The 23,295-nt window shown below is 66.6% G+C and carries 20 protein-coding genes and 2 tRNA genes; 15 read left to right on the forward strand and 7 right to left on the reverse strand.

Going from position 1 to position 23,295, the window contains the following annotated elements:
- The first annotated feature begins 41 nt into the window (after positions 1–41).
- Complete coding sequence (locus ACZ9AQ_RS11230; protein ID WP_429205494.1) at positions 42–494, forward strand: CBS domain-containing protein; 453 nt, start codon at positions 42–44, stop codon at positions 492–494.
- Between the two features lie 168 nt (positions 495–662).
- On the opposite strand, the gene ACZ9AQ_RS11235 is transcribed toward ACZ9AQ_RS11230, so the two are convergent.
- Positions 663–2,924: a putative bifunctional diguanylate cyclase/phosphodiesterase gene (locus tag ACZ9AQ_RS11235; RefSeq protein WP_429205493.1), complete on the reverse strand. Its 2,262-nt coding sequence runs from the start codon at positions 2,922–2,924 to the stop codon at positions 663–665.
- A gap of 202 nt (positions 2,925–3,126) precedes the next feature.
- Between ACZ9AQ_RS11235 and aroC the strand changes: the two genes are divergently transcribed.
- Complete coding sequence (aroC, locus tag ACZ9AQ_RS11240) at positions 3,127–4,221, forward strand: chorismate synthase (protein WP_429205491.1); 1,095 nt, start codon at positions 3,127–3,129, stop codon at positions 4,219–4,221.
- 74 nt (positions 4,222–4,295) lie between these two features.
- Here aroC and ACZ9AQ_RS11245 read toward each other — a convergent pair whose 3' ends face one another.
- Positions 4,296–5,789, reverse strand: a complete 1,494-nt coding sequence (locus ACZ9AQ_RS11245; RefSeq protein ID WP_429205489.1) for an HDOD domain-containing protein — start codon at positions 5,787–5,789, stop codon at positions 4,296–4,298.
- Positions 5,786–7,522 (reverse strand): putative bifunctional diguanylate cyclase/phosphodiesterase, encoded by a 1,737-nt coding sequence (locus ACZ9AQ_RS11250; protein WP_429205487.1) that lies wholly within the window; start codon positions 7,520–7,522, stop codon positions 5,786–5,788. Before ACZ9AQ_RS11250 ends, ACZ9AQ_RS11245 begins: the two co-directional genes overlap by 4 nt.
- A 329-nt stretch (positions 7,523–7,851) precedes the next feature.
- On the opposite strand from ACZ9AQ_RS11250, the gene ACZ9AQ_RS11255 reads away from it, so the two are divergent.
- The 4 genes from ACZ9AQ_RS11255 to ACZ9AQ_RS11270 all read left to right on the forward strand — a co-directional run bounded on the left by ACZ9AQ_RS11255 (position 7,852) and on the right by ACZ9AQ_RS11270 (position 11,369).
- Positions 7,852–9,561 (forward strand): isovaleryl-CoA dehydrogenase, encoded by a 1,710-nt coding sequence (locus tag ACZ9AQ_RS11255; protein WP_429205486.1) that lies wholly within the window; start codon positions 7,852–7,854, stop codon positions 9,559–9,561.
- A 234-nt stretch (positions 9,562–9,795) separates the two neighbouring features.
- Complete coding sequence (upp, locus tag ACZ9AQ_RS11260) at positions 9,796–10,446, forward strand: uracil phosphoribosyltransferase (RefSeq protein WP_429205484.1); 651 nt, start codon at positions 9,796–9,798, stop codon at positions 10,444–10,446.
- Between the two features lie 6 nt (positions 10,447–10,452).
- A complete protein-coding gene (locus ACZ9AQ_RS11265; protein ID WP_429205483.1) occupies positions 10,453–10,824 on the forward strand; it encodes an Hpt domain-containing protein in 372 nt (123 codons plus the stop codon).
- Between the two features lie 341 nt (positions 10,825–11,165).
- Positions 11,166–11,369: a cold-shock protein gene (locus ACZ9AQ_RS11270; protein WP_005670341.1), complete on the forward strand. Its 204-nt coding sequence runs from the start codon at positions 11,166–11,168 to the stop codon at positions 11,367–11,369.
- A gap of 187 nt (positions 11,370–11,556) precedes the next feature.
- On the opposite strand, the gene ACZ9AQ_RS11275 is transcribed toward ACZ9AQ_RS11270, so the two are convergent.
- On the reverse strand, positions 11,557–12,462 hold the full coding sequence (locus ACZ9AQ_RS11275; RefSeq protein WP_429205480.1) for a LysR family transcriptional regulator: 906 nt from the start codon (positions 12,460–12,462) through the stop codon (positions 11,557–11,559).
- Between the two features lie 172 nt (positions 12,463–12,634).
- Here ACZ9AQ_RS11275 and aceB point away from each other — a divergent pair, with 172 nt between their 5' ends.
- A complete protein-coding gene (gene aceB, locus ACZ9AQ_RS11280; protein ID WP_429205478.1) occupies positions 12,635–14,224 on the forward strand; it encodes a malate synthase A in 1,590 nt (529 codons plus the stop codon).
- Between the two features lie 82 nt (positions 14,225–14,306).
- Here aceB and gloB read toward each other — a convergent pair whose 3' ends face one another.
- Complete coding sequence (gene gloB / locus ACZ9AQ_RS11285) at positions 14,307–15,116, reverse strand: hydroxyacylglutathione hydrolase (protein WP_429205476.1); 810 nt, start codon at positions 15,114–15,116, stop codon at positions 14,307–14,309.
- A gap of 26 nt (positions 15,117–15,142) precedes the next feature.
- On the opposite strand from gloB, the gene ACZ9AQ_RS11290 reads away from it, so the two are divergent.
- The 5 genes from ACZ9AQ_RS11290 (at position 15,143) to ACZ9AQ_RS11310 (ending at position 17,513) form a co-directional block, all read left to right on the forward strand.
- Complete coding sequence (locus ACZ9AQ_RS11290) at positions 15,143–15,913, forward strand: class I SAM-dependent methyltransferase (protein WP_429205474.1); 771 nt, start codon at positions 15,143–15,145, stop codon at positions 15,911–15,913.
- Complete coding sequence (gene rnhA, locus ACZ9AQ_RS11295; protein WP_429205473.1) at positions 15,910–16,380, forward strand: ribonuclease HI; 471 nt, start codon at positions 15,910–15,912, stop codon at positions 16,378–16,380. Before ACZ9AQ_RS11290 ends, rnhA begins: the two co-directional genes overlap by 4 nt.
- Positions 16,381–16,456: 76 nt before the next feature.
- Entirely contained in the window at positions 16,457–17,164 is a 708-nt protein-coding gene (gene dnaQ, locus ACZ9AQ_RS11300; protein WP_429205472.1) for a DNA polymerase III subunit epsilon, read from the forward strand.
- Positions 17,165–17,201: 37 nt separating this feature from the next.
- Positions 17,202–17,276 (forward strand) — tRNA-Val (locus ACZ9AQ_RS11305).
- Between the two features lie 162 nt (positions 17,277–17,438).
- Positions 17,439–17,513 (forward strand) — tRNA-Val (locus ACZ9AQ_RS11310).
- 88 nt (positions 17,514–17,601) lie between these two features.
- On the opposite strand, the gene ACZ9AQ_RS11315 is transcribed toward ACZ9AQ_RS11310, so the two are convergent.
- Positions 17,602–18,234, reverse strand: a complete 633-nt coding sequence (locus ACZ9AQ_RS11315) for a methyltransferase domain-containing protein (protein ID WP_429205471.1) — start codon at positions 18,232–18,234, stop codon at positions 17,602–17,604.
- 149 nt (positions 18,235–18,383) lie between these two features.
- Here ACZ9AQ_RS11315 and ACZ9AQ_RS11320 point away from each other — a divergent pair, with 149 nt between their 5' ends.
- Positions 18,384–20,363 carry an MHYT domain-containing protein gene (locus ACZ9AQ_RS11320; RefSeq protein ID WP_429205469.1) on the forward strand — a complete coding sequence of 660 codons (1,980 nt, stop codon included), beginning with the start codon at positions 18,384–18,386 and terminating at the stop codon, positions 20,361–20,363.
- A gap of 16 nt (positions 20,364–20,379) precedes the next feature.
- On the opposite strand, the gene ACZ9AQ_RS11325 is transcribed toward ACZ9AQ_RS11320, so the two are convergent.
- Positions 20,380–20,505, reverse strand: a complete 126-nt coding sequence (locus ACZ9AQ_RS11325; RefSeq protein ID WP_429205467.1) for a hypothetical protein — start codon at positions 20,503–20,505, stop codon at positions 20,380–20,382.
- Between the two features lie 560 nt (positions 20,506–21,065).
- On the opposite strand from ACZ9AQ_RS11325, the gene ACZ9AQ_RS11330 reads away from it, so the two are divergent.
- Together ACZ9AQ_RS11330 and ACZ9AQ_RS11335 are read left to right on the forward strand one after the other, a co-directional pair.
- The gene (locus ACZ9AQ_RS11330) at positions 21,066–22,463 is read left to right on the forward strand and encodes an amino acid permease (RefSeq protein WP_429205465.1); all 1,398 of its coding nucleotides are present in this window, start codon (positions 21,066–21,068) and stop codon (positions 22,461–22,463) included.
- A gap of 120 nt (positions 22,464–22,583) precedes the next feature.
- Positions 22,584–23,198: an isochorismatase family protein gene (locus tag ACZ9AQ_RS11335; protein WP_429205463.1), complete on the forward strand. Its 615-nt coding sequence runs from the start codon at positions 22,584–22,586 to the stop codon at positions 23,196–23,198.
- Positions 23,199–23,295: the final 97 nt, after the last annotated feature.

A 23,295-nucleotide genomic window follows, 5' to 3' on the forward strand; every position in this document is an offset into this window, starting at 1 on the left:
TATCCAGTATCAGCAATATTGACGAAGCGGGGGTGGCAAACATGAAAGTTTCCGAAATCCTGCAAGTGAAGGGCAATATCCTGTACACCGTGACGCCCGACCAGTCGCTGGTCGACGCGGTGACCACGATGTCCGAGAACGATATCGGTTCGCTGGTGGTGATGGAGTACGGCGACCTGGTCGGCATGCTGACCTTCCGCGAAGTGCTCAAGGCGCTGCACGCGAACGGCGGCGCGGTCGGCTCCGGCACCGTGCGTCGCCACATGGACGACAGCCCGATCACGGTGACCCCGGACACCGAGGTCAACGAGGTGCGCCGCATCATGCTCGAAAAGCATGCGCGCTACCTGCCGGTGATGGACGCCGGCACCCTGCTGGGGGTGATCTCATTCTACGACGTCGCGCGCGCCGTGCTCGAAGCGCAGAGCTTCGAGAATCGCATGCTCAAGGCATATATCCGCGATTGGCCGGCGGAGCAGGGCGCGCCAGATTGACCGATGTCGGCTCCGGATTAGCCGTCGTTCCCGCGCAGGCGGGAACCCAAGCTTGTCCGCGCTGACGCAACAGTCAATCGGTTCGGCGACTCAGGTGACTCAGGTTCCCGCCTTCGCGGGAACGACGTTGATTGGCGTATCGAGTGCGCTGCCAATGGTGGCCATCGATCACGCCGCGCGCGTGATCGGATTCCCCGCCAGCCATTCCAGCAGTCCTTCCGGCGACAGTGGCCGCGCATACAGGAAGCCCTGCGCCAGCGGGCAGCCGAGCTGGCGCAGGATCTGCGCCTGGCGCTCGTCCTCGACCCCCTCGGCGATCACCGACAATCCCAGGTTGCGGCCCAGCTGCACCACCATCTGCGCGATGCTGCTGCCGCGCGCCGAACCCGTGATCTCGGTGACGAAGGTGCGGTCGATCTTGAGGCGGTCGACCTGCAGGCGCTGCAGATGCGAGAGCGACGAGAAGCCGGTGCCGAAATCGTCGATCGCGATCGACACGCCGGTGCGCTTGACCTGGGCCAGCTTCTCGACCAGCAGCGCCGGTTCTTCCATCGCCATCGATTCCGTGATCTCCAGTTCGATGTAGTCGGGCGGCGCGCCGGTGTCGGCGAGCGCGCGCTGCAGCATGTCGACGAAGTGCGGATGCCGGAACTGCACCTGCGAGACGTTCACCGACATCGTGAAGTCGAGGTGACCCGCCGCGCGCAGGCGCATCAGTTCCGCGCAGGCCTGGCGCAGCACCCATTCGCCGATCTCGACGATCAGGCCCGAGTATTCGGCGATCGGGATGAAGCGGTCGGGGGGCACCAGGCGGCCGTCGTCCAGGCGCCAGCGCAGCAGCGCCTCGGCGCCGAACGGGCGATTGGTGCTCAGATCGACCTGGGGCTGGTAATGCAGGAACAGCTGGCCGCGCTGGAAGCCGCTGCGCAGCGCGTGCATCATGCGCACCCGCTCGCGGATCTCGACGCCCATGCTGCGCGAAAAATAGAAGTGGCCGGCGCGCTGCTGCGACTTGGCGCGCTTGAGCGCGATGTCGGCGTCCTTGAGGGCGTCGGCGCCGCTGCCGTCGTGCTCCAGCAGGCGCACCAGGCCGAGCGTGGCGGACACCAGCACGTCCTGGCCGTCGATGCGGAACGATTCGCGGAACAGGGCCTGGATCTGGTCTGGCTGCACCGCATCGGCGTCGCCCAGCACGCAGAAGATGTCGCCGCCGATGCGGCCGATCTCCAGGCCCTGCGCCAGGCGCGACTTCAGGCGCTGGCCGACCGCCACCAGCAGCAGGTCGCCGAAATGGTGGCCGAGGGCGTCGTTGGTTTCGGCAAAGTGATCGAGGTCGACCAGGGCCAGCACCGGGGCCGCGCCGCGCGGGCCGGCCAGGGTAGCCTCGAGCAACTCGACCATGCGGGTACGGTTCGGCAGGGCGGTGAGCGGATCGTGGAAGGCCGACTGGTTCAGGCTGGTGACCAGTTCGCAGTTGTCGAGGCACACCGCCACCATGCCGCAGAACACCTGCAGCAGGCGCCGCTCCACCTCGTCGACGGGGCGATCGAGCGGGATGCAGGCCGCGAAATCGCGCCCCGCCTTGCCCGGGAAATACATATTGAGCAGGCCGTCCTCGGCGCCGCACTGGCGCTCGAGCAAGGTGCGCTCGGCGGCGAGCGCGAACTGGCCGGTCAGTTCCAGGCCCTCGAGGTTGCGGCAGGCGCCGGCGGCGGCCACGGCGCGCAGGGTCTCGGGGCGGCCATGGCCGCCGTCGCGGCTGCACAGCACGCCCTCGGGCGGCTGGCCGACCAGGCGCCCGGCCTGGGCCAGGATGCCGGCCGCCACGTTGCGCACGCCGTGCAGGGTCATCAGCTCGGCGCAGGCGGCGACGATGCGTTCCATGCCGATGCGGTTGGCATCGAGCGCGCGGATCTGCTGGTAGGAGCGGATCGCGGCCGCCACCGTCGTATACAGCTTGGTGCGGGTGAGCTCGGACTTGGTGCGGTAATCGTTGATGTCGTAGCCGCGGATGGCTTCCATCTCGGGGGCATAGCCGGGCTGGCCGGTACGCAGGATGATGCGCACGTCGTGCAGCCCCAGTTCGTCACGGATGCGGCGCACCAGCAGCAGGCCGGCGTCGGCCCGCTCCATCACCACGTCCAGCAGGATCACGGCGATGTCGCGTTCGCGCGCCAGGAGGTCGAAGGCGTCGCCGGCGGAATACGCGTGCAGGAAGGCCAGCGGCCGACCCTGCATCTCGACGTTGCCGAGGGCGAAGGTGGTGGTCGAGTGCACGTCGGCATCGTCGTCGACCAGCAGGATCCGCCATGCCGGACGCGGGGATGCGGCGACGGCGGCTTCGTCGGCGAAGACGAGGTCGTCGCGAACGACGTCACCGTCGCTGCTGGCATCCTTCAGTGGTCCCGAAGGCGTAATCGATGCTGGCATGTGCTACGTCTCCAGGTTGACTCGGCATGGATAAGTTCAGTATATATGCAATTGTAAAAAGGAAAGAGAATGATCCGGGGTAGTTAGCGAAAAAATATCCATGCGGAAACATATTTGCGACAGTCGACCATGCGATGTTCATTTCTGCTTGCCAGGCAGCCTGTTAGAATGGTAATTCGATCAAACTGAACCAATCACTCCCATGTCCGGCAATACATTTGGCAAGCTGTTTTCCGTCACCACCTTCGGCGAATCGCATGGCCCCGCGATCGGCTGCGTCATCGACGGCTGCCCGCCCGGCATGACCCTGAGCGAGGCCGACATCCAGCCCGAGCTCGACCGTCGCAAGCCCGGCACCTCGCGCCACGTCACCCAGCGCCAGGAGGCGGACCGGGTCGAGATCCTGTCCGGGGTCTACCAGGGCGTCACCACCGGCACCCCGATCGCGCTGCTGATCCGGAATGTCGACCAGCGCAGCAAGGATTACGGCAACATCGCCGAAAGCTTCCGCCCGGGTCATGCCGACTACACCTATTGGCATAAATACGGCGTGCGCGATCCGCGCGGCGGCGGCCGCTCGTCTGCGCGCCTGACCGCGCCCGTGGTCGGCGCCGGCGCCGTCGCCAAGAAGTGGCTGCGCGAAAAGTACGGCACCGAGTTCATGGGTTGCATGCGTGCGCTGGGCGATATCGAGGTGCCTTTCGAAGGCTGGGAGCACGTGCACGCCAATCCGTTCTTCGCCGCCACCGGCGACGCGGCCCTCCTGGCCCGCATGGAACAGGCGATGGACCAGCTGCGCCGCGACGGCGACTCGATCGGCGCGCGCATCGACGTGGTGGCGACCAGGGTGCCGGTGGGCCTGGGCCAGCCGATCTACGACAAGCTCGACGCCGACATCGCGTACGCGATGATGGGGATTAACGCGGTCAAGGGCGTGGAAATCGGGGCCGGCTTCGCCTCGGTGGCGCAGCGCGGCTCGGAGCATGGCGACGAGCTGACCCCCGAGGGCTTCATCGGCAACCATTCCGGCGGGGTGCTGGGCGGGATCTCGACCGGCCAGGACATCACGGTGTCGCTGGCGATCAAGCCGACGTCCTCGATCCGCGTGCCGCGCCGCTCGATCGACAAGGCCGGCAATCCGGCGATGGTCGAAACCTTCGGTCGCCACGATCCCTGCGTGGGCATCCGGGCGACGCCGATCGCGGAAGCGATGCTGGCGCTGGTGTTGATCGATCACGCGCTGATGCACCGCGCGCAGTGCGGCGATGTGCAGGTGGCCACGCCAAGATTGAGCTGAGGCCGGGTGGACGGCCCGGCCGTCCACCCCGCGTCGCGGCGCGAGCGCGTGACAGCCGCCGCATGTCAGCCACGTCAAGCGCGGGTAACGATCGCTTCCGTCTGATGCCGCCGTTCGACCGTGCGCACCACCAGAGTGCGCAGGTCGTTCAGCAGCGAGAACTCGGTCTGGCTCAGGATCACTTGCGGGAAGCTGTGGTCCCAGTCGCCATAGATGAAGCCCGCCGGTTGCCCGTGGGCCGACAGGGGAATGATCACGAAGCAGCGCGCCGCGGCAAGCGTGTCTTTCCACCAGCCCGGCAGCTTGGTCGCGAACTTGCTGTCGTGCGCATTCTCGATGAAGATCACGCGGTCGCTTCCCAGCGCCGCATGGAACACGTTCGGCTCGTAGGCGTCGTCGAACGCCAGGTCCGGCAGCATCGCCTTGGCGCCCTCGCCCAGTCCCAGGCGCGCCGTGTACCGGCCTTCGCGCCGGTTGCGGAAAAAAGCGAACGAGCGCGAGAACGACAGGCCCTCGTGCATCGTCTCGAGGGCCATCGAAATCATCTGGCCGGCGCTGGCGGTGGCGTCGGCGTCGCGCATGTCGGCCACCCCACTCATCAGGATCTTGTTGCCGGCAAGGCGTTTCTTCGTGGCCGCGACCTGTTGCGCGCGTTTTTCGGCCGGCCTGGACAGCGGCGCGATCGACAGGTCGGACGCCGCTTCTACCTTGGCCTTGTCGATCGAGGCCAGGATGCGGCTCGCAGGCAGGCCCAGCATCGGCGCGAAGCTTTCGGCCAGTTGCGCGACCTTGTCGGCGCCGGCCTCATCGTCGGCCCACAGGGCGTCGGCGGCCTGGGTCGACATGCTGCCCAGCGCGGCCAGCCAGTCCTCGTGGGCGAAGCCTTCGAAGCGCTCGCCCGGCTCGACCCGGCGCATGCCGGCCACCAGGTTGCGCGGCAGGCCCCAGTGCGCGGCGGTGGCGCGGCCCACTTCTTCCAGCGACAGGCCGAGCACCTCGTGGGCGGCGTTCTGTTCGCACCCTTCGCCGGCCGCCTCGCGCATGCTGGACCAGCGTTCCGGCAGGTAGAAGGTCAGCATCATGCGGCCCAGCGAGTGCAGGATCGAGCACACTACGGCTTCCTCGGGGTCGCGCGAGCGGGCGTCGGCAGCCAGCTGCTGCGCCACCATCCCGGCCAGCACCGCCTTTTCCATCTCGACGTGGGCGGCCTCGGTGTCCGGGCTGCTGCGGCTCAGTTCCTCGATCAGCTTCAGGCCCAGCGCCAGGTGGCCGATCGACTCGGTGCCCAGCACCAGCACCGCCTTGGAGATGGTGTTGACGTGCTGGCCGAAGGCCGCATACATGCTGCTGTTGGCAAGGCGCAGCACCTTCTGGGTCAGCACCGGATCGGACAGCACCGTCTGCGTCATCGAGAAATCGCGCTCGTCTTCGCCGCGCATCGAGGCCAGGATGGCGCTGATGGCCCTGGTAAAGCCCGGCATGTCGCCCTGGCGCCGGATGCGTTCCCATAGCAGGGCGAGGGTGGCTTGCGACTTCGCCGAACGCGGGGTGGTGGCTTGTGTGGTCATGATTTTCCTGTCCGGTGGTCGGCCGGCAGAAGCGCGGTATAGAGATTTTCCTTGAGCGCCGTGATGGCCACATTGGCCGGCATCGGCTTGCCCGTCAGGTAGCCCTGGACGTAATGGCAGCCCTGGTCGTCCAGCCAGGTCAGCTGCTCCTCGGTCTCGACCCCTTCGGCCACTACCGACAGGGACAGGTGCCCGGCCAGGTCGAGTATCGCGTTGCAGATGGCCGCGTCCTTGGTCGACGTCGGCAAGTCCTTCACGAAGGCGCGGTCGATCTTGAGCACCGAGATCGGGAAGCGCTTGAGGTAGGCCAGCGACGAATAGCCGGTGCCGAAATCGTCGATCGCGATGCGCGCGTGGCGCTCCACCATGCGCGCCAGGATGTCCTCGGCGTGCGCCGGGTCGATCATCAGGGTGCCTTCGGTGATCTCGAGCAGCAGCTGGCGGCCTTCGACGCCGGACAGCGCGAGTGCGTCGTCCAGCACGGTCAGGAAGCGGTCGCTGCGGAACTGGCGCGGGCTGATGTTCACCGAGATGTACAGCTCGCGCCCGGCCACTTCCTGGAACTGGCGGATCTGCATGCAGGCCGCCTTCAGGGCCCAGGCGCCGAGCAGGTTGATCAGGCCGTTGCTCTCGGCGATCGGGATGAAACGCGCCGGCGGCACCATGCCCAGGGTCGGGTGCTTCCAGCGCATCAGGGTCTCGAAGCCCTCGATGATGCGGCTGCGGGCGTTCACGATGGGCTGGTAGTAGAGCAGGAATTCGCCCTCGCGCACCGCATTGAACATGGCCGCCTCGAGCGAGATGTCGTGCTGCGGCGGGCTCTGGTCGCCGGGGCTGTAGACCACGGCGCGGCCCTTGCCGGTTTCCTTGGCGCGCGACAGGGCGGCGTCGGCCAGCGTCACCAGGCGCACCTCGTCTTCGGCGTGGTCCGGGTAAATCGCCACGCCGATCGAGGCCCCGAGGTAGATCGTGTGGCCGCCGGCCTCGAATGGCGACTGCAGGGTGGCCATCAGGCGCCCGGTGACCAGTTTGATCTGCGGCTCGGTGAAGGTGCCCGGCAGCACCGCCACGAATTCGTCGCCGCCGACCCGGGCCAGGGTGTCGCTGTCGCGCAGGGTGCGGCGCAGGCGCACGGCCGCCATCTGCAGCACGGTGTCGCCCAGCGGGTGACCCAGGCCGTCGTTGACCTTCTTGAAGCCGTCCAGGCCGACGGCGACGACCGCGAAGCCCTGGCCCGAGCGGCGCGCATTGGCGATCACCATGCGGATCCGGTCCGACAGCAGCACCCGGTTGGGCAGCTCGGTCAGGGCGTCATGGGTTGCCATGTGGCGCAGGCGTTCTTCGGTCGCATGCTGGGCCGACATGTCGCGGCCAATCACCAGCAGCGGGGCGGCGTCGCCGGTGGCCAGGCGCGCGATCCTGAGTTCGAACCAGATGTCGCGTTCGCCCGAGCGGAAGCGGGTCTCGACCATCACCGTCTCGTGGCCGGCGGCGGCCAGCGCATTGGACAGCGCCGGCTGGTCGATCTCGTGCGCCAGCGACACCAGCGAGCAACCGGCCTCGAAGCCCGACAGCCGCCGTGCGCGCAGGCCGGCCGCGTGGATCACGCCATCGGGCGCGACGCGGAACACGGCGTCGCCGGCCGTCTCCAGCAAGCCGTCGAGCAGCGCCGCGGCTTGCACAGGAGCGAGCGCCGGCTGGGGCGGGGGCACGGCGGAGGAACTGGTGTGCATGTCGTCTAGAAGCTTTCTTGTTGCGGCACGTGCACGTCATGCCAATGTCACATGTGATTCCGTGCAAGTCTACCAAACCAGGGATGACTCTATCACTGAAAAATTCCGCAAAGCATTAGAAAGCACAAGCCATGCGGTGTTTTCGACGTTCATTGAGCCTGCGCAGCCTGCTTGTCCGGCAAGCATGTTGGCGCTAATCTCCTTGCTGGAAGCTCAAGAATGTCACACGATATTGTCGCGCACTCTTGCTTGTAACGACATAATAAAGTGCAATTTTGATGCCTCGATGCAACATTCTACAGGAAGCAGATGGGCACGGAGGAGACACGATGGACAGATTCGCCACGCACGAGGTCGAGAACCAGGCCCCCGCGTTCACCGGCATCAACCTGTATGCCTGCGATCCGGCGCTGCAGGAAGCGCTGCGGCGCGAGGGCGGGGGCTGGGCGGCGGCGCAGCTCGAGGCGCTCGGCGCGCGCCTCGGCAGCGCCGAGGTCCAGGAGCTGGCGCGCCTGGCCAACGTCCACGGCCCGCTGCTCGCGAGCTTCGACCGCGCCGGTCGTCGCATCGACGAACTCGAATTCCACCCCGCCTGGCACGCCCTGATGACCCTGATGATCGGCGCCGGCGCCCATAGCGCGCCCTGGAGCGATCCGCGCCCTGGCGCCCAGGTGGCGCGGGCGGCGCAATACCTGCTGTTCGGCCAGGCCGAGAACGGCGCCCAGTGCCCGGTGACGATGACCTATGCCGCGGTGCCGGCGCTGCGCCGCGCGCCGGGGCTGGCGGCGCTCTGGCTGCCCAGGATCCTGTCGCGCGACTACGATCCGCGGCCGTTGCCGGTGGCGCACAAGCGCGGCGCCCTGATCGGCATGGGCATGACCGAGAAGCAGGGCGGTTCCGACGTGCGCGCCAACACCACGCGCGCCACGCCGCTGGGGGCGGACGAGCTGCGCGAAGAAGGCGCCGCCGGCGAGGGCGCCTGGCGCATCGTCGGCCACAAGTGGTTCTATTCGGTCCCGCAGGCCGACGCCCACCTGGTGCTGGCGCGCTGCGACGAAGGCGAGGGCGCCGACGCGGCGGGCAACCAGAGCGCCGCGGGCGGCCTGGGTTGCTTCCTGGTGCCGCGCTTTCTCGCCGACGGCCGGCGTAACGCGGTTCGGGTGCAGCGCCTGAAGGACAAGCTGGGCAACCGCTCGAACGCCTCGTCCGAGGTCGAGTTCTGCGGCGCGCTCGGCTGGATGGTCGGCGAGCCGGGGCGCGGCATTCCGACCATCCTCGAGATGGGCAGCCATACCCGCCTCGATTGCGTGCTGGGCAGCGCCGGCATCATGCGCGCCGCCCTGTGCCATGCGCTGCACCATGCGCGCGGCCGCATGGCCTTCGGCCGGCCGCTGGCCGAGCAGCCTTTGATGCGCAATGTGCTGGCCGACCTGGCGCTGGAATCCGAGGCCGCCACCGCCTTCGCCCTGCGCCTGGCGCGCTGCTTCGACGAGGGGCAACTGCCGTCCCAGGCGTTGCTGGGCCGCATCCTGACCGCGGCCGGGAAGTACTGGATCTGCAAGCGCGGCCCCGGCTTCGGCGCCGAGGCGATGGAAGTCATGGGCGGCAACGGTTACGTCGAGGACGGCCCGCTGGCGCGCTTGTACCGCGAGCTGCCGGTCAATTCGATCTGGGAAGGGTCGGGCAACGTGATGTGCCTGGACCTGCTGCGCGCGCTCGGCAAGTCGCCGCAAGAGGCGCGTGCGGCGCTGGCGGCCGAGCTGGCGCCGGCGGCGGGGCTGGACCCGCGCTTCGCGGACCACGTGGCGGCGCTGCTGGAGGGCCTCGCGGCACGCATGCACGACGAATCCGGTGCGCGGCTGCTGGCCGAGCAGATCGTGGTCGCGGTGCAGGCCGCGCTCTTGCTGCGCCATGCGCCGCCTTGCGTCGGCGAGGCGTTTTTGCTCACACGCATCCTGCAGCCGGTGGGCGCGGCCTACGGACGGTTGCCCGCCGGCCTCGACCTCGAGGCGATCCTGGCGCGCGCCCTCGTCTTATGAATGGCACCTCGAAAAACCTGCTGCGCGTTGCATTTTCGGTCTGCGATGCTCGCTGTACTCCAGTACAGCTGCGCTTCTCGACCTGCGCGGCCCGACCGAAACTGCTGCCGCTCGCGACGGTTTTTCGAGGTGCCCTGAAGTCTATTTTTTTTCACGTGCAGACCGGGACAAACGGCCGCGTGGCTGGGATAATGCGCGCTTGCATGCTTCGTACAGAATCCTTTGAAATCCGCCATGAAACAAGACCCGCGCTTCCCGAACCTCTACATCCTGAACCACCCGCTGATCCAGCACAAGCTGTCGCATATGCGCGAGCACGACACGTCGACGCGCACCTTCCGCGAACTGCTGCGCGAGATCACGCTGCTGATGGGATACGAGATCACGCGCGACCTGCCGCTGACGACGCGCTCGATCAAGACCCCGCTGGTGACCATCGATGCCCCGGTAATCGCAGGCAAGAAGCTGGCCGTGGTGCCGATCCTGCGCGCCGGCATCGGCATGAGCGACGGCCTGCTGGAGCTGGTGCCGTCGGCGCGCGTCGGCCACATCGGCGTGTTCCGCGACCCGGACACCCACGAACCGGTCGAGTACATGGTGCGCCTGCCCGACACCACCGAGCGCACCTTCATCCTGTGCGATCCGATGGTTGCCACCGGCAATTCGGCGGTGCACGCGATCGACGTGCTCAAGAAGCGCGGCGTGCCGGACGAGCAGATCCTGTTCCTGGCCCTGGTGGCGGCGCCGGAGGGCGTGCAGGTATTCCAGGACGCGCATCCGCACGTCAGGCTGTTCGTCGCCTCGCTCGACTCGCACCTGGACGCGGATGCCTACATCATCCCGGGCCTGGGCGATGCGGGCGACCGCATCTTCGGCACCAAGTAAGCGCCGATGGCTACCGTGCCGCCGGCCGACCAGCAGTTCTTCGCGCGTCTCGCCGAGCTCAACGAGCAGTTCGCGGCGCGGCTGCCGTCGACCATGGAGCAACTGGCGGCGCTGTCGCGGCAACTGGCGCGCGCCGGCGAGCCGGCCTTCGATGTCGCCCCGGTGGCCGGTGAGGTGCAGGCAATGCTGCACACGCTGGCCGGCTCAGCCGCCACGTTCGGCTTTCGCGGCCTGGGCCACCATGCGCGCCTGCTGGAACAGCGGCTAAGGGTGCTGCGCGCCTTCGATGTGGTGGCCGCCACGGAGTGGCAAGCCTGGCGCGCGGAACTCGACGAATACATCCGCGCCGCGCGCTGCGATCCCAAGTCGCTCGCTTGAGCCATCGCCAGGGCCCCCACTCGCACGCGACGCTCCACAAGCGATATGCGCAAAGGTGCGGCAGAGCGGAATTTGATTCATCGCAAACATTTGGTTGGGTCTTACGCCTATATTTTCCCTCGTACCGGATAAAAACGTGCGCCCCTTATTTATTGATTTTTAGAATCGTTGCGGCCTGGCGGTTTTTTTATTTAACGAAATAGGTGCGCGTCGGTTTTATTCGGTATAATACGGGATCGTTGGGTTCGAGGTAGTAGTGCAGTCTGTCTGTCATTTCTTTCTTGCTTCTTCAAACGATCTGAAACGGGCGCAAGCCCAACTAACCGAAATAGGAAATTGTAATGGCAACTGGCATCGTTAAATGGTTCAATGACTCGAAGGGCTTCGGCTTCATCACCCCTGATGAAGGCGGCGAAGATCTGTTCGCGCACTTCTCGGCTATCCAGAGCACCGGCTTCAAGTCGCTGCAGGAAAACCAGCGCGTTTCGTTCGACGTGACCACCGGCCCTAAGGGCAAGCAAGCCTCGAACATCCAGCCTCTGTAATAGCCTCAGGGCTTTACGAGATAAAAATCCCCGGAATTGCCGGGGATTTTTTTTGCCTGTCGTCGTCATACTCCCTGTCGTCGCCGTACTCCTGTCCCTGTCGTCGCCGTACTCCCTGTCGTTGCCGTAGCCCCTGTCGTTGCTGTCGTCGCTGGCCCGCCCGCTGGCGCGGGCTGCAGCGGCGGCGTCAGGAATAGCGCCAGTAGTCCGGCGCGGCATAGTTACGGCGCAGGAAATCCACGAAGGCGCGAATGCGCAGCGGCAGGTGGCGGCGCTGGGCAAACACGGCATGGACGTCGTTGCCGGGCGCCGCGAAGTCGTCCAGCACGCTCACCAGTTCGCCGCTCGCGATCTGGCTGCCCACTTCCCACATCGAGCGCCAGGCCAGGCCCTTGCCGGCCAGCGCCCAGGCATGCAGCACGGCCCCGTCGTTGCACACCATATTGCCGCCCACTTTCAGGGTCACCGGCTTGCCGCCGTCGATGAAGGTCCAGCCGCGCTGGCTGCCTTCGCTGCTGATCGGCAGGCAGTTGTGGCGCGCCAGGTCGGCCAGCTGGCGCGGCCGGCCGTGGCGCTTGAGATAGGCGGGCGAGGCCACCACCACGCGCCGGTTGTCGGCCAGCTTGACGCCGACCAGGTTCGAGTCGTCCAGGCTGGCGATGCGGATGGCCACGTCCACGCCTTCGGCCACCAGGTCGATCACGCGGTCGGAGAGGTTCAGGTTGATGGTCACGTCGCGGTGCTCGGCCAGGAAGGAAGGGAGCAGCGGCGCCACGTGCTGGCGGCCGAAGCCGGCCGGCGCCGACACCGTCAGGTGGCCCGAGGCGCGCATGCTGTGCTCGGAAATGGCCGACTCGGCGTCATTGACCTCGGCCAGGATGCGCTGGCAATCCTCGAGGAAGGCGGCTCCTTCGTCGGTCAGGACCAGCCGCCGCGTCGTGCGCTGAAGCAGCTTGACCCCCAGCCGGGCCTCAAGCGCATCGAGGCGGCGGCCGATCATGGCCGGTGCAATGCCTTCGGCGCGCGCCGCGGCGGACAGGCTGCCGCGCGCGACGACCTCGACGAAGCTCGCCATCTGGGTGAATTTGCCCATGGTGTTGACCTGTTCCTCTCTCTCATTTGATACAAAAACGCACGGATGCTGTGAGAATTTGTATGGTTTAGCGCTATTCAAGTGAATATACTTGATGCAAAGACAAACGCCAAGGAACGCCCCTGGCGGGCGCGGCGTCGCACGCATTATTCATCACTTTTTGGAGGCAACAATGTCCCTCACCATCCCCGACGGCATGCAGATCACGGGCGAGATCAAGCCCGGCTACGAACAGATCCTGGTCCCGGAAGCGCTCGCGCTCGTGGCGCAGCTGGCGCGCGCCTTCGCCCCGCGCCGCCAGGAGTTGCTGGCCGCGCGCGCCGAGCGGGCGCGCCGGCTCGACGCCGGCGAGCGCCCGGATTTCCTGCCCCAGACCGCCCATATCCGCGACGGCGACTGGCGGATCGCACCGATCCCGCCGGCGCTGGCTTGCCGGCGCGTGGAAATCACCGGACCGGTCGAGCGCAAGATGGTCATCAACGCGCTCAATTCGGGCGCCGACAGCTATATGACCGACTTCGAGGATTCGAACACGCCGAACTGGGACAACCAGATCCAGGGCCAGATCAACCTGTTCGATGCGATCCGCAAAACCATTTCGCTGGAACAGAACGGCAAGTCCTACCGGCTGGCCGACAAGGTGGCGACGCTGGTCGTGCGGCCGCGCGGCTGGCACCTGGACGAAAAGCACATCCTGGTCGACGGCCAGCGCGTCTCGGGCGGCATCGTCGATTTCGCGCTGTTCATGTTCCACAACGCGAAGGAATTGCTGGCGCGCGGGGCCGGTCCGTATTTCTACCTGCCGAAGCTGGAGTCGCACCTGGAAGCGCGCTTGTGGAACGACATCTTCGTGATGACCCAGGACGCGCTGGGACTGCCGCAGGGCACGATCAAGGCCACGGTGCTGATCGAGACCATTCTTGCCGCCTTCGAGATGGACGAGATCCTGTACGAACTGCGCGAGCACAGCGCGGGCCTGAACGCCGGCCGCTGGGATTACATCTTCTCGTGCATCAAGAAGTTCAAGCATGACCGCGACTTCTGCCTGGCCGACCGCGCCAAGGTGACGATGACGGCGCCGTTCATGCGCGCCTATGCGCTGCTGCTGCTCAAGACCTGCCACCAGCGCGGTGCGCCGGCCATCGGCGGCATGGCGGCCCTCATTCCGATCAAGAACGATCCGGAGAAAAACGAAATCGCGATGGGCGGCGTGCGCACCGACAAGGCGCGCGATGCCACGGACGGCTACGACGGTGGCTGGGTCGCGCACCCTGGCCTCGTCGCTCTGGCGATGGAAGAGTTCACCAAGGTGCTGGGCGACCGGCCCAACCAGCTCGAGAAGCAGCGTCCGGACGTCGAGGTGACGGCCGCGCAATTGCTCGACTTCCAGCCCGAAACGCCGATCACCGAGGCCGGCCTGCGCTACAACATCAACGTCGGCATCCACTACCTGGGCGCCTGGCTGGCCGGCAACGGTTGTGTGCCGATCCACAACCTGATGGAAGACGCGGCGACGGCCGAGATCAGCCGCTCGCAGGTGTGGCAGTGGATCCGCTCACCGAAGGGCGTGCTCGATGACGGCCGCAAGGTCACGGCGGACATGGTGCGGTCGATGATTCCGGAGGAACTGGCCAAGGTGAAGCAGGTGGCGGCGGACGGGACCCATGCGAGCTACGAGCGCGCCGCCGTCATCTTCGAGGAGATGTCGACGTCGGAGGAATTCGCCGAGTTCCTGACCTTGCCGCTCTATGAGGAAATCTGATCGAAGAGATCTGATCCAAGAGATCTGATGCAAGAGATGTGATGCGCTGCGTGGACGCTGGTCCACGCCGGCGCGTCGTCGCTCAGAACGTGTTCTTCCATTCGCGCAGCGCCGCGAAGGTCTCGGCCGGCGTCGCCTCCGGCGCCAGGCGGCCGGCCTCGACCAGGCTTTGCGCGATGCGCGGCGTGGCATAGCGCAGGAAGGGATTGGTCGCTTTCTCGAGCCCGATCGTCGACGGTATCGTCGGCTGGCCGGCCGCGCGCCGGTCGCCATCGGCCTGCGTCCGCGCGTCGAGCGCGGCATTGCCCGGCTCGACCGCCTGGGCGAAGCGCAGGTTCGACAGCGTATACTCGTGCGCGCAATACACCAGCGTCTCGTCCGGCAAGGTCGTGAACTTGCCGAGCGACGCCATCATCTGGCCCGGTGTGCCTTCGAACAGCCGCCCGCAGCCCGCGCCGAACAGGGTGTCGCCGCAGAACAGCCACGAGGCGTCCGGGTCGTTGCCTGGAGCGCGCACGTAGGCGATGTGGCCCAGCGTATGCCCCGGCACCTCCAGCACGTCGAGGGCAAGATCCAGCCCCGGAACGTCGATGCGATCGCCCTCGCCGAGCGGATGCGTCACGAGCGCGATGCCGTCATTGCGCGGTCCGAACACGGGCACGTCCCATTCCTCGAGCAAGCCCGGCACACCCCCGATATGGTCAGCATGATGATGGGTGAGTAAAATGGCGGTCAGGCGCAGCTTGTGCGCGGCCAGGGCGGCCTTGACCGGCCCGGCCTCGCCAGGGTCGACGATGGCCGCGTTGCTGCCGTCGTGTATAAGCCAGAGGTAATTGTCTTTAAACGCAGGAAGCGTCAATACCGCGAGTTGAGCGGGTACGAGAGTCGTCATGATGAACCGTCAGTCAAAGGGGTTGCATGGATAGCGCATCCGAAAAATCCATTATAGCGCTCGACAACTGGCTGCAATCGCCGGCGGGCGCCTACGTGCGCGCGTTCGAGCAGGCATGCCTGGACGAACTCACGGTGGATATCTTCGGCTTCAACGCGCTGCAGATCGGCGTGCCCCAGCTCGATGCGCTGGCGGCCAGCCGCATGCCCAATAAATGGCAGGCGGCCACGCGCGCCGCGCATGCGGACGAACTCGCGTTTGCCGCGGGCGGCAAGCAGATCGCGGTCGCGGTCGACTTCGAGGAGCTGCCGTTCGCCACCAGCAGCATCGATCTGGTGGTGCTGCCGCACGTGCTGGAGTTCGCCGCGGAGCCACATCAGGTTTTGCGCGAAGTCGAGCGGGTCTTGATTCCGGAAGGGCAGGTGATCGTCTGCGGCTTCAATCCGGCCAGCCTGTGGGGCGTGCGCCAGGGCTTCCGGCGTGTCACGCAGAGCGCCTACCTGCCCGAGTCCGGTGAATTCATTTCTTTGCCGCGCCTCAAAGACTGGCTAAAATTGCTGAACCTGGGCGTGACCCGCAGCCATTTCGGCTGCTACGCCCCACCGTGCCGCACGACCCACTGGCTCAGCCGCTTCGCGATGATGGAATCGGCGGGCGCGCGCTGGTGGCCGTATCTCGGCGCGGTCTACGTGGTGCATGCGATCAAGCGGGTCAAGGGCATGCACATCATCGGTCCTGCATGGAACAAGAAAGCGAGCAAGCGACCGGCGGCAGTGCCGGCCGCGAACAGGGAATGAACGAACAACACACCACTACGGCAGCGACCCCGACCCAGGTCGAGATCTTCACCGACGGCGCCTGCAAGGGCAATCCGGGCACGGGCGGCTGGGGCGCGCTCCTCGTCTCCAACGGCCACGAGAAGGAAATCTTCGGCGGCGAGCCGAACACCACCAATAACCGCATGGAATTGCGCGCCGTGATCGAGGCGCTCGGCGTCCTGAACCGTCCGTGCAAGGTCGTGCTGCATACCGACAGCCAGTACGTGCAGAAGGGCATCTCGGAATGGATCCACGGCTGGAAGGCGCGCGGCTGGAAAACTTCCGCGAAAGAGCCGGTCAAGAACGACGACCTGTGGAAGGCGCTCGACCTGGCGCAGCAGCAGCACGCCGTCGAATGGCGCTGGGTGCGCGGCCACAACGGCCATCCCGGCAACGAGCGGGCCGACGTGCTGGCCAATCGCGGCGCCGCCTCGGTCCGGCGCTAGTCGCCGCAAGGCAAGGGCGGGCTTTGCTATACTGCGGTCCGCTTCCACTCGGTTCCCATCCATCCAGTAGACCACCATGCGCCAGATCGTCCTCGATACCGAAACCACCGGCCTGAATCCTCGCACGGGCGACCGCGTCATCGAGGTCGGCTGCGTCGAAATCGTTAACCGCAAGCTCACCGGAAATAACTTCCACCGCTATATCAATCCCGAACGCGAGTCGGACGAGGCGGCGCTGGCGGTCCACGGCCTGACCACCGAGTTCTTGAGCGACAAGCCGAAGTTCCATGAGATCGCCGAAGAATTGCGCCAGTTCGTGCAGGGCGCCGAGGTCATCATCCACAACGCGCCGTTCGACCTGGGCTTCCTGAACCACGAGTTCACCCGCATCGGCCTGCCGCCTTTCATCGAGCACTGCAGCGGCGTGATCGATACCCTGGTGCAGGCCAAGGAACGCCACCCGGGCAAGCGCAATTCGCTCGACGCGCTGTGCGACCGCTACGAGATCTCGAACGCGCACCGCAAGCTGCACGGCGCATTGCTCGACTCGGAGCTGCTGGCCGACGTGTACCTGGCCATGACCCGTGGCCAGAACTCGCTGACCATGGACGTGGAAGTCGAGAGCGCGAACGCCGGCGATGCGCTCGACGTGGTGCCGCTGGGCGAGATCATCGTGATCGCGGCAAGCGTCGACGAACTGGCGGCGCACGACGAGGTGCTGGCCGGCCTCGACAAGAACGTGAAGGGCAATTGCGTGTGGAGGAATTATTCTCTGCAGGGGTGACGGCGCAGTGATTCTGTGCCATAATACGCCTCGCTTCGGGAGGTTAGCTCAGGGGTAGAGCACTGCATTCACACTGCAGGGGTCGCAAGTTCGAAACTTGCACTTCCCACCAGAATCCACAAGGGCCGGCATGTATGCCGGCCTTCTTGTTTTCGGAGGAGCGATGCAGGCGCCGCTGCTTGTTCGTGGTCTCTCGGGAACACGATGTCGGTGAATAAATTGGTCGATTGCCATTTTGAATAATCAAGACTGTATGGCATAATACGGCCTCGTTGGGAGGTTAGCTCAGGGGTAGAGCACTGCATTCACACTGCAGGGGTCGCAAGTTCGAAACTTGCACTTCCCACCAACAGGATACCGTCGAAACGCCCGCACCATGCGGGCGTTTTGCATTTCTGGCGCCGTCATCACCGGCGCGGTTTTCACCGGCGCCATCATCACCCGCGCTGCTGCTGCTGCGGCATCCCGATCTCCCGCTTGAGTTCTTCCGTGATCGTCCACGCATACAGGGTCTTGTCGCGCACCCGCACGATGCGCTCGGGCGGCCATTGGGCGCCCATGTGAAAATCGTGCGACACGACCCGCGCGCCGACCCGCAACTGGCGCCACAACTGCGGCATCAGCTGCAGGTTGACCTCGAACAGCAGGTACAGCATGACCACGGTGGCCGGGCTGAAATCGGTGCGGAACAGGTCGGCCTGGCGAAAGCGCACGCGGTCCTGCACGCCGGCCGAGCGCGCATTGGCGCGCGCTTCGCGAATACGCTCGGGATCGAGATCGATGCCCACGCCGCGCGCGCCGTGGCGGCGCGCGGCCGAGATCACGATGCGGCCGTCGCCGCAGCCGAGGTCGTATACCACGTCGTCGCGCCCGATCTTCGCCATCGACAGCATGCGCAAGACGATGTCCGGCGGCGTCGTCACATACGGCACCCTGGGCAAGGGCCGCTCGGCGCGCGCGGGCAGGATTGTGGCCGGGGCCAGCGCCAGGCCTGCCAGCGCGGCGCCGCCGTGCAGCAGGGCGCGGCGCTGCTGGACGATGGATAGGGCGGTGGTGCGTTCGTCGGACAAGGTCGTTCCTCCGGGAGCTGGCGTTGAACAGGCGCTGCAAGCGTACCCGATATTGCCGGCCAGGTCGTGTACACTGGCGCCGGCCGGCATGCCGGCACGCCGTCAGGCCGATGAGAATATAAGAATCCAATAAGAGCGGGACTGAACCGATGGTAAACGGGTATTACGAACCCCTGCTGGTCGTTGTGTCGATCCTGGTGGCCATGCTGGCGTCGTACACGGCCCTCAGCCTGGCAATGCGGGTGCGTCAGGCCCAGGGCCGCGCGCCATACATGTGGATCGCCGGCGGCGCGCTGGCGATGGGCAGCGGCATCTGGGCCATGCACTTCATCGGCATGCTGGCCTTCCGCCTGCCGATCCCGGTCGGTTACGATCCCATGATCACCTTCGCCTCCTGGCTGCTGCCGGTGGTCGCCTCTGGCCTGGCGCTGTGGCATGTGCGGCACCGCGCATTCGGGCGCAGCCAGCTGGCCTGGAGCGCGGTCCTGATGGGCCTGGGCATCAACGCCATGCACTACACCGGCATGGCCGGCATGCGCATGGACCCCGCCATCACCTACACCCCGTGGCTGTTCGCGCTGTCGGTCGCGATCGCGATCGGCGCCTCGGCGCTGGCGCTCCAGCTCGGCCTGCGCCTGCGCGAGGATGGCCACGCGCGCGGCGGCGCGCAGCTCGCGGCCAGCGTCATCATGGGCGGCGCGATCGCCGGCATGCACTATACCGGCATGGCCGCCGCCCACTTCGAGGCCGGCAGCGTGTGCCGCGCCGCGCTCGGCGGCGTCGACCAGGATCACCTGGCGGCCCTGGTCACGGTGACCACCGTGGCCCTGCTCAGCATCGCGCTGCTGGCCACCATCTTCGATGCGCGCCTGGAGGCGCGCAACCACACGATCGCCGAATCGCTGCAGGCGGCGGCCGAGCGCCAGCAACTGTATCTCGACGAGCAGCGCGCCCGGGTCGAGGCCGAGAACGTCAGCCAGATGAAGGACGAATTCCTCGCCACCTTGTCGCACGAGCTGCGCACGCCGCTCAACGCCATGCTCGGCTGGTCGCAACTGCTGTTGCAGGGCCATCGCGACGGCGCCATGCTGCGCCGCGGCCTGGAAACCATCGAACGCAATGCGCGCGCCCAGTCGCAGCTGATCGAAGACATGCTCGACATGAGCCGCCTGCTGGCCGGCAAGGTGCGGATCGACGCGGCCCCGATCCAGCCGCAGGACTTCGTCAACGCGGCGCTCGAGACTGCGCGTCCGGCGGCGCTGGCGCGCAGCATCGCCCTGAACGCCAGCATCGACCATGGCGCCGGCCCGGTGCGCGGCGACCTGGCGCGCATGCAGCAGGTGATGTCGAACCTGCTGTCGAACGCGATCAAGTTCACCGAGCCGGGTGGCGTGGTGACGGTCACGCTGCGGATGGAAGAAGGCGACGAGCGCGCTGTCGCGATCGACGTGGCCGACAGCGGCGCCGGCATCGCGCCCGAATTCCTGCCCTATGTGTTCGATCGCTTCCGCCAGGCCGATTCCTCGTCGGCGCGCCGTCACGGCGGCCTGGGGCTGGGCCTGGCGATCGCGCGCCAGCTGGTCGAGCTGCAGGGCGGCGCGATCAGCGTGGCCAGTCCCGGAGAAGGGCAGGGCGCCACCTTCACCCTGCATCTGCCGCTGGCGGCGCCCGGCGCGGTGCCGGCTGCGCGGCTCGAGCCCCTGGCCGGCCTGCCGCTCGCGCCGCCCGAGCTGGCCGGCTTGACGGTGCTGGTGATCGACGACGAACTCGACTCGCTCGAACTCGTGCAGCAGGTGCTGGCCGCCACCGACGCCACGATCCTGACCGCCACCGGCGCGCGCGAGGCGCTGCGGCTGGTCGAGTCGCGCCGGCCCGATCTCGTCATCAGCGACATCGGCATGCCGGTGGTCGATGGTTTCGAGATGATCCGCCGCATACGGTCGATGCCCGATCGCGAGGTCGCGGGCGTGCCGGCCATCGCCCTGACCGCGTTCTCGCGGCGCGAAGACCAGCAGCGTGCGCTGGAAGCGGGCTTCGACGACTACCTGGCCAAGCCGGTGACGCCGGCGATGCTGCTGCAGACGGTGGCGGCGATCGTCGCCCGCCGCAACCTGCTGCGTTCACTGTAGGGTATCGGGCCTCCGTTCAGGTCACGCGTTCGAGCCAGGCGCCCGACCCGGGTGTGGCGCCGTCCTCGCGCCGCACCGGCGTGGTGGAGATCGCCTCCAGGAATTTCTCGCCGCCCCCAGCGCGGGATTGAGCGGATCGCATTCGGCCTCGGCCACGCCAATGCTAAGCTCGTTGGTCGCGATGGCGTCGCGCTCGTTGCCCGCTTCGGCCTGGATCCGCCACAACGGCGCCAGTCGTGGCTGCGCACCGTGTAGGTGCCCCGCGATCAGCTCAGGGCCTTCCTGCACCGTGACGGCGCCTGCCTGCGCATGATGGTGCCCGGTCATGCCCGCCATCTCGTCCAGCAGCGCGCCGCGCGCAAGCGCCTGCGCGAAGCCCGTCTCTCATCGAATGTTGATTTTTGGAAAACACGCGCGGTGGCCCGGCCCGCGATGTTGACGCGAGACGGCGTTTCAGTAGTGCAAATTGCCTGTCGGCACGTAAATTGCAGGAGATTTGTGAGATTGCTTTGATTCGCAACAGCATTCTGGTTATATTTGCACGTCTGCAAAAAGTTGACGGTTTGCAGGTGCAGCAAGCGCGGTTCATGTCAGGCATGCCGGCCCAACAGGCAGGATCAAGAGAGCGTGCCCGCATCACCTGCGGGCACGGCGCAATGACGAGACGCGGGACCACATACCTATTTGATTGGAGAACACGTAGTGAGTATTTTTAGAACCAAGAATCTGGATGCCATGCTGGCCGCCAGCGCCAAGCCGGGCGGACTCAAAAAGGTGCTCGGCCCGACCGACCTGATCCTGCTCGGTATTGGCGCCATCGTCGGCACCGGCATTTTCGTGCTCACCGGCACGGGCGCCGTGACCGCCGGCCCTGCGTTGACCCTCTCCTTCATCGTGGCCGCCATGGCCTGCTGCTTCGCCGCCCTGTGCTATGCCGAGTTCGCCTCGACCGTGCCGGTTGCCGGCTCGATCTATACCTATAGCTACGCCACGCTGGGCGAATTCGTTGCCTGGATGATCGGCTGGGACCTGTTGCTCGAGTACGGTCTGGCCACCTCGACCGTCGCCGTCGGCTGGTCGGGGTATTTCCAGTCGCTGATGTCGGGCTTCGGGCTGGTGCTGCCGGATGCGCTGACCGCCGCCCCGGGCGCCCGTCCCGGCATCGACACCCTGTTCAACCTGCCGGCCTTCCTGATCATGATTGCGCTGACCGCGATGCTGTCGCTGGGCATGCGCGAATCGGCGCGTATCAACAACGTGATGGTCATCATCAAGACCGGCGTGGTGCTGCTGTTCATCGCCGTTGGTGTCGGCCACGTGCGCCCGGAAAACTGGGAACCGTTCATGCCATACGGCATGGGTGGGGTGATGAGCGCCGCCGCGCTGGTGTTCTTCGCCTTCATCGGCTTCGACGCCGTCACCTCGGCCGCCGAGGAAGTCAAGAACCCGAAGCGTGACCTGCCAATCGGCATCATCGGTTCGCTGGTGGTCTGCACCATCCTGTACGTCGTGGTTGCCGCGATCATGACCGGCATCGTGCCGCACCTGGACTTCAAGGGCGTCGACCATCCGGTCTCGCTGGCGCTGCAGGTGGCTGGCGAAAACTGGGTCGCCGGTTTCGTCGACCTGGCCGCGATCCTGGGCATGAGCACCGTGATCCTGGTGATGGCCTATGGCCAGACCCGCATCCTGTTCGCCATGTCGCGCGACGGCCTGCTGCCGTCGAAACTGTCGACCGTGCACCCGAAATACGGCACTCCGTTCTTCGCCACCTGGCTGGTGGGCATCATCTTCGGCCTGATCGCCGCCGTGGTGCCGCTGAACGTGCTGGCCGAACTGGTCAACATCGGCACCCTGGCCGCCTTCACTCTGGTCTCGGTCGCCGTGATCGTGCTGCGCAAGAAGCGTCCGGACCTGCCACGCGCGTTCCGCTGCCCCGGCGTGCCGGTGATCCCGGGCCTGGCGATCGTGTTCTGCCTGGTCCTGATGTCCTTCCTGAGCTGGCATACCTGGCTGGCGTTCGGCATCTGGCTGACGATCGGCGCCGTCGTCTACTTCGGTTACGCACGCCAGCGTTCGTTGCTGAACAAGCCGCAATAAGGCGGAGTAAGACGTTCCCTGCGGCGGGCCACCCCGGCCCGCCGCGTCGCCCTGGCCGGCGCTTCATGGTAATCTGCCAGCTTTGACGCCGCGTGCGCGTCCTCGAAGCGGAGATCTCTCATGAGCGCCATCGTGCTCGGCCAGGGCGATGCCCTCCTGATCGTCGACCTCCAGGTTGACTTCCTTCCCGGCGGCAGCCTCGGCGTGCCGCATGGCGACGGTGTGATCGCGCCGATCAACCGCCTGATCGACTTGTACCGGGCGCGCGCGCTGCCGGTCTACGCGTCGCGCGACTGGCATTCAGTACAGCATTGCTCGTTTGCCGAACAGGGCGGACCGTGGCCGCCGCATTGCGTGGCCGGGACCGAAGGCGCCGGCTTTTCATCCGACCTGCACCTGCCGGACGACGTCATCGTCGTGTCCAAGGCCGACACGGTCGACGCCGACGCCTATTCCGCCTTCAGCGGCACGGGCCTTGCGCGCACGCTCGCCGAGCGCGGCATCCGGCGTCTCGCCGTGTGCGGCCTGGCCACCGATTATTGCGTGCTCAACACCGTGCTCGACGGCCTGGCCGATGTCGAGGTCCTGATCGTGGCCGAGGCCATGCGCGCGGTCGACGTCCAGCCCGGCGACGGCGACCACGCCATGACCCGCATGCTGGCCGCCGGCGCGGTGCCGGTGCGGCTGTCGGAGCATGGCCTGGTGGCCGACGTCGCACTCGGCGCGCGGCCCTGACGGGGCAGCGGCGCATTTCCTGGCGGCGTGCCCGGGCCGGCAACACCGGCAGGCGCACGAGGCGGGAGCAGGGCGACCCGCAAGCGGCGCACGCCGG

It is taken from the genome of Massilia sp. UYP34 (genome assembly GCF_056279385.1).

Bases quoted from the DNA above. Each gene is read 5' to 3' on its own strand.
- ACZ9AQ_RS11265 (WP_429205483.1), top strand. From the start codon at position 10,453: ATGGCTACCGTGCCGCCGGCCGACCAGCAGTTCTTCGCGCGTCTCGCC.
- dnaQ (WP_429205472.1), top strand. From the start codon at position 16,457: ATGCGCCAGATCGTCCTCGATACCGAAACCACCGGCCTGAATCCTCGC.
- gloB (WP_429205476.1), bottom strand. From the start codon at position 15,116: ATGACGACTCTCGTACCCGCTCAACTCGCGGTATTGACGCTTCCTGCG.
- ACZ9AQ_RS11250 (WP_429205487.1), bottom strand. From the start codon at position 7,522: ATGCACACCAGTTCCTCCGCCGTGCCCCCGCCCCAGCCGGCGCTCGCT.
- upp (WP_429205484.1), top strand. From the start codon at position 9,796: ATGAAACAAGACCCGCGCTTCCCGAACCTCTACATCCTGAACCACCCG.
- ACZ9AQ_RS11335 (WP_429205463.1), top strand. From the start codon at position 22,584: ATGAGCGCCATCGTGCTCGGCCAGGGCGATGCCCTCCTGATCGTCGAC.
- ACZ9AQ_RS11325 (WP_429205467.1), bottom strand. From the start codon at position 20,505: ATGCGATCCGCTCAATCCCGCGCTGGGGGCGGCGAGAAATTCCTGGAG.
- ACZ9AQ_RS11245 (WP_429205489.1), bottom strand. From the start codon at position 5,789: ATGACCACACAAGCCACCACCCCGCGTTCGGCGAAGTCGCAAGCCACC.
- ACZ9AQ_RS11230 (WP_429205494.1), top strand. From the start codon at position 42: ATGAAAGTTTCCGAAATCCTGCAAGTGAAGGGCAATATCCTGTACACC.
- ACZ9AQ_RS11270 (WP_005670341.1), top strand. From the start codon at position 11,166: ATGGCAACTGGCATCGTTAAATGGTTCAATGACTCGAAGGGCTTCGGC.
- ACZ9AQ_RS11235 (WP_429205493.1), bottom strand. From the start codon at position 2,924: ATGCCAGCATCGATTACGCCTTCGGGACCACTGAAGGATGCCAGCAGC.
- ACZ9AQ_RS11320 (WP_429205469.1), top strand. From the start codon at position 18,384: ATGGTAAACGGGTATTACGAACCCCTGCTGGTCGTTGTGTCGATCCTG.
- ACZ9AQ_RS11255 (WP_429205486.1), top strand. From the start codon at position 7,852: ATGGACAGATTCGCCACGCACGAGGTCGAGAACCAGGCCCCCGCGTTC.
- rnhA (WP_429205473.1), top strand. From the start codon at position 15,910: ATGAACGAACAACACACCACTACGGCAGCGACCCCGACCCAGGTCGAG.
- aceB (WP_429205478.1), top strand. From the start codon at position 12,635: ATGTCCCTCACCATCCCCGACGGCATGCAGATCACGGGCGAGATCAAG.
- aroC (WP_429205491.1), top strand. From the start codon at position 3,127: ATGTCCGGCAATACATTTGGCAAGCTGTTTTCCGTCACCACCTTCGGC.
- ACZ9AQ_RS11275 (WP_429205480.1), bottom strand. From the start codon at position 12,462: ATGGGCAAATTCACCCAGATGGCGAGCTTCGTCGAGGTCGTCGCGCGC.
- ACZ9AQ_RS11290 (WP_429205474.1), top strand. From the start codon at position 15,143: ATGGATAGCGCATCCGAAAAATCCATTATAGCGCTCGACAACTGGCTG.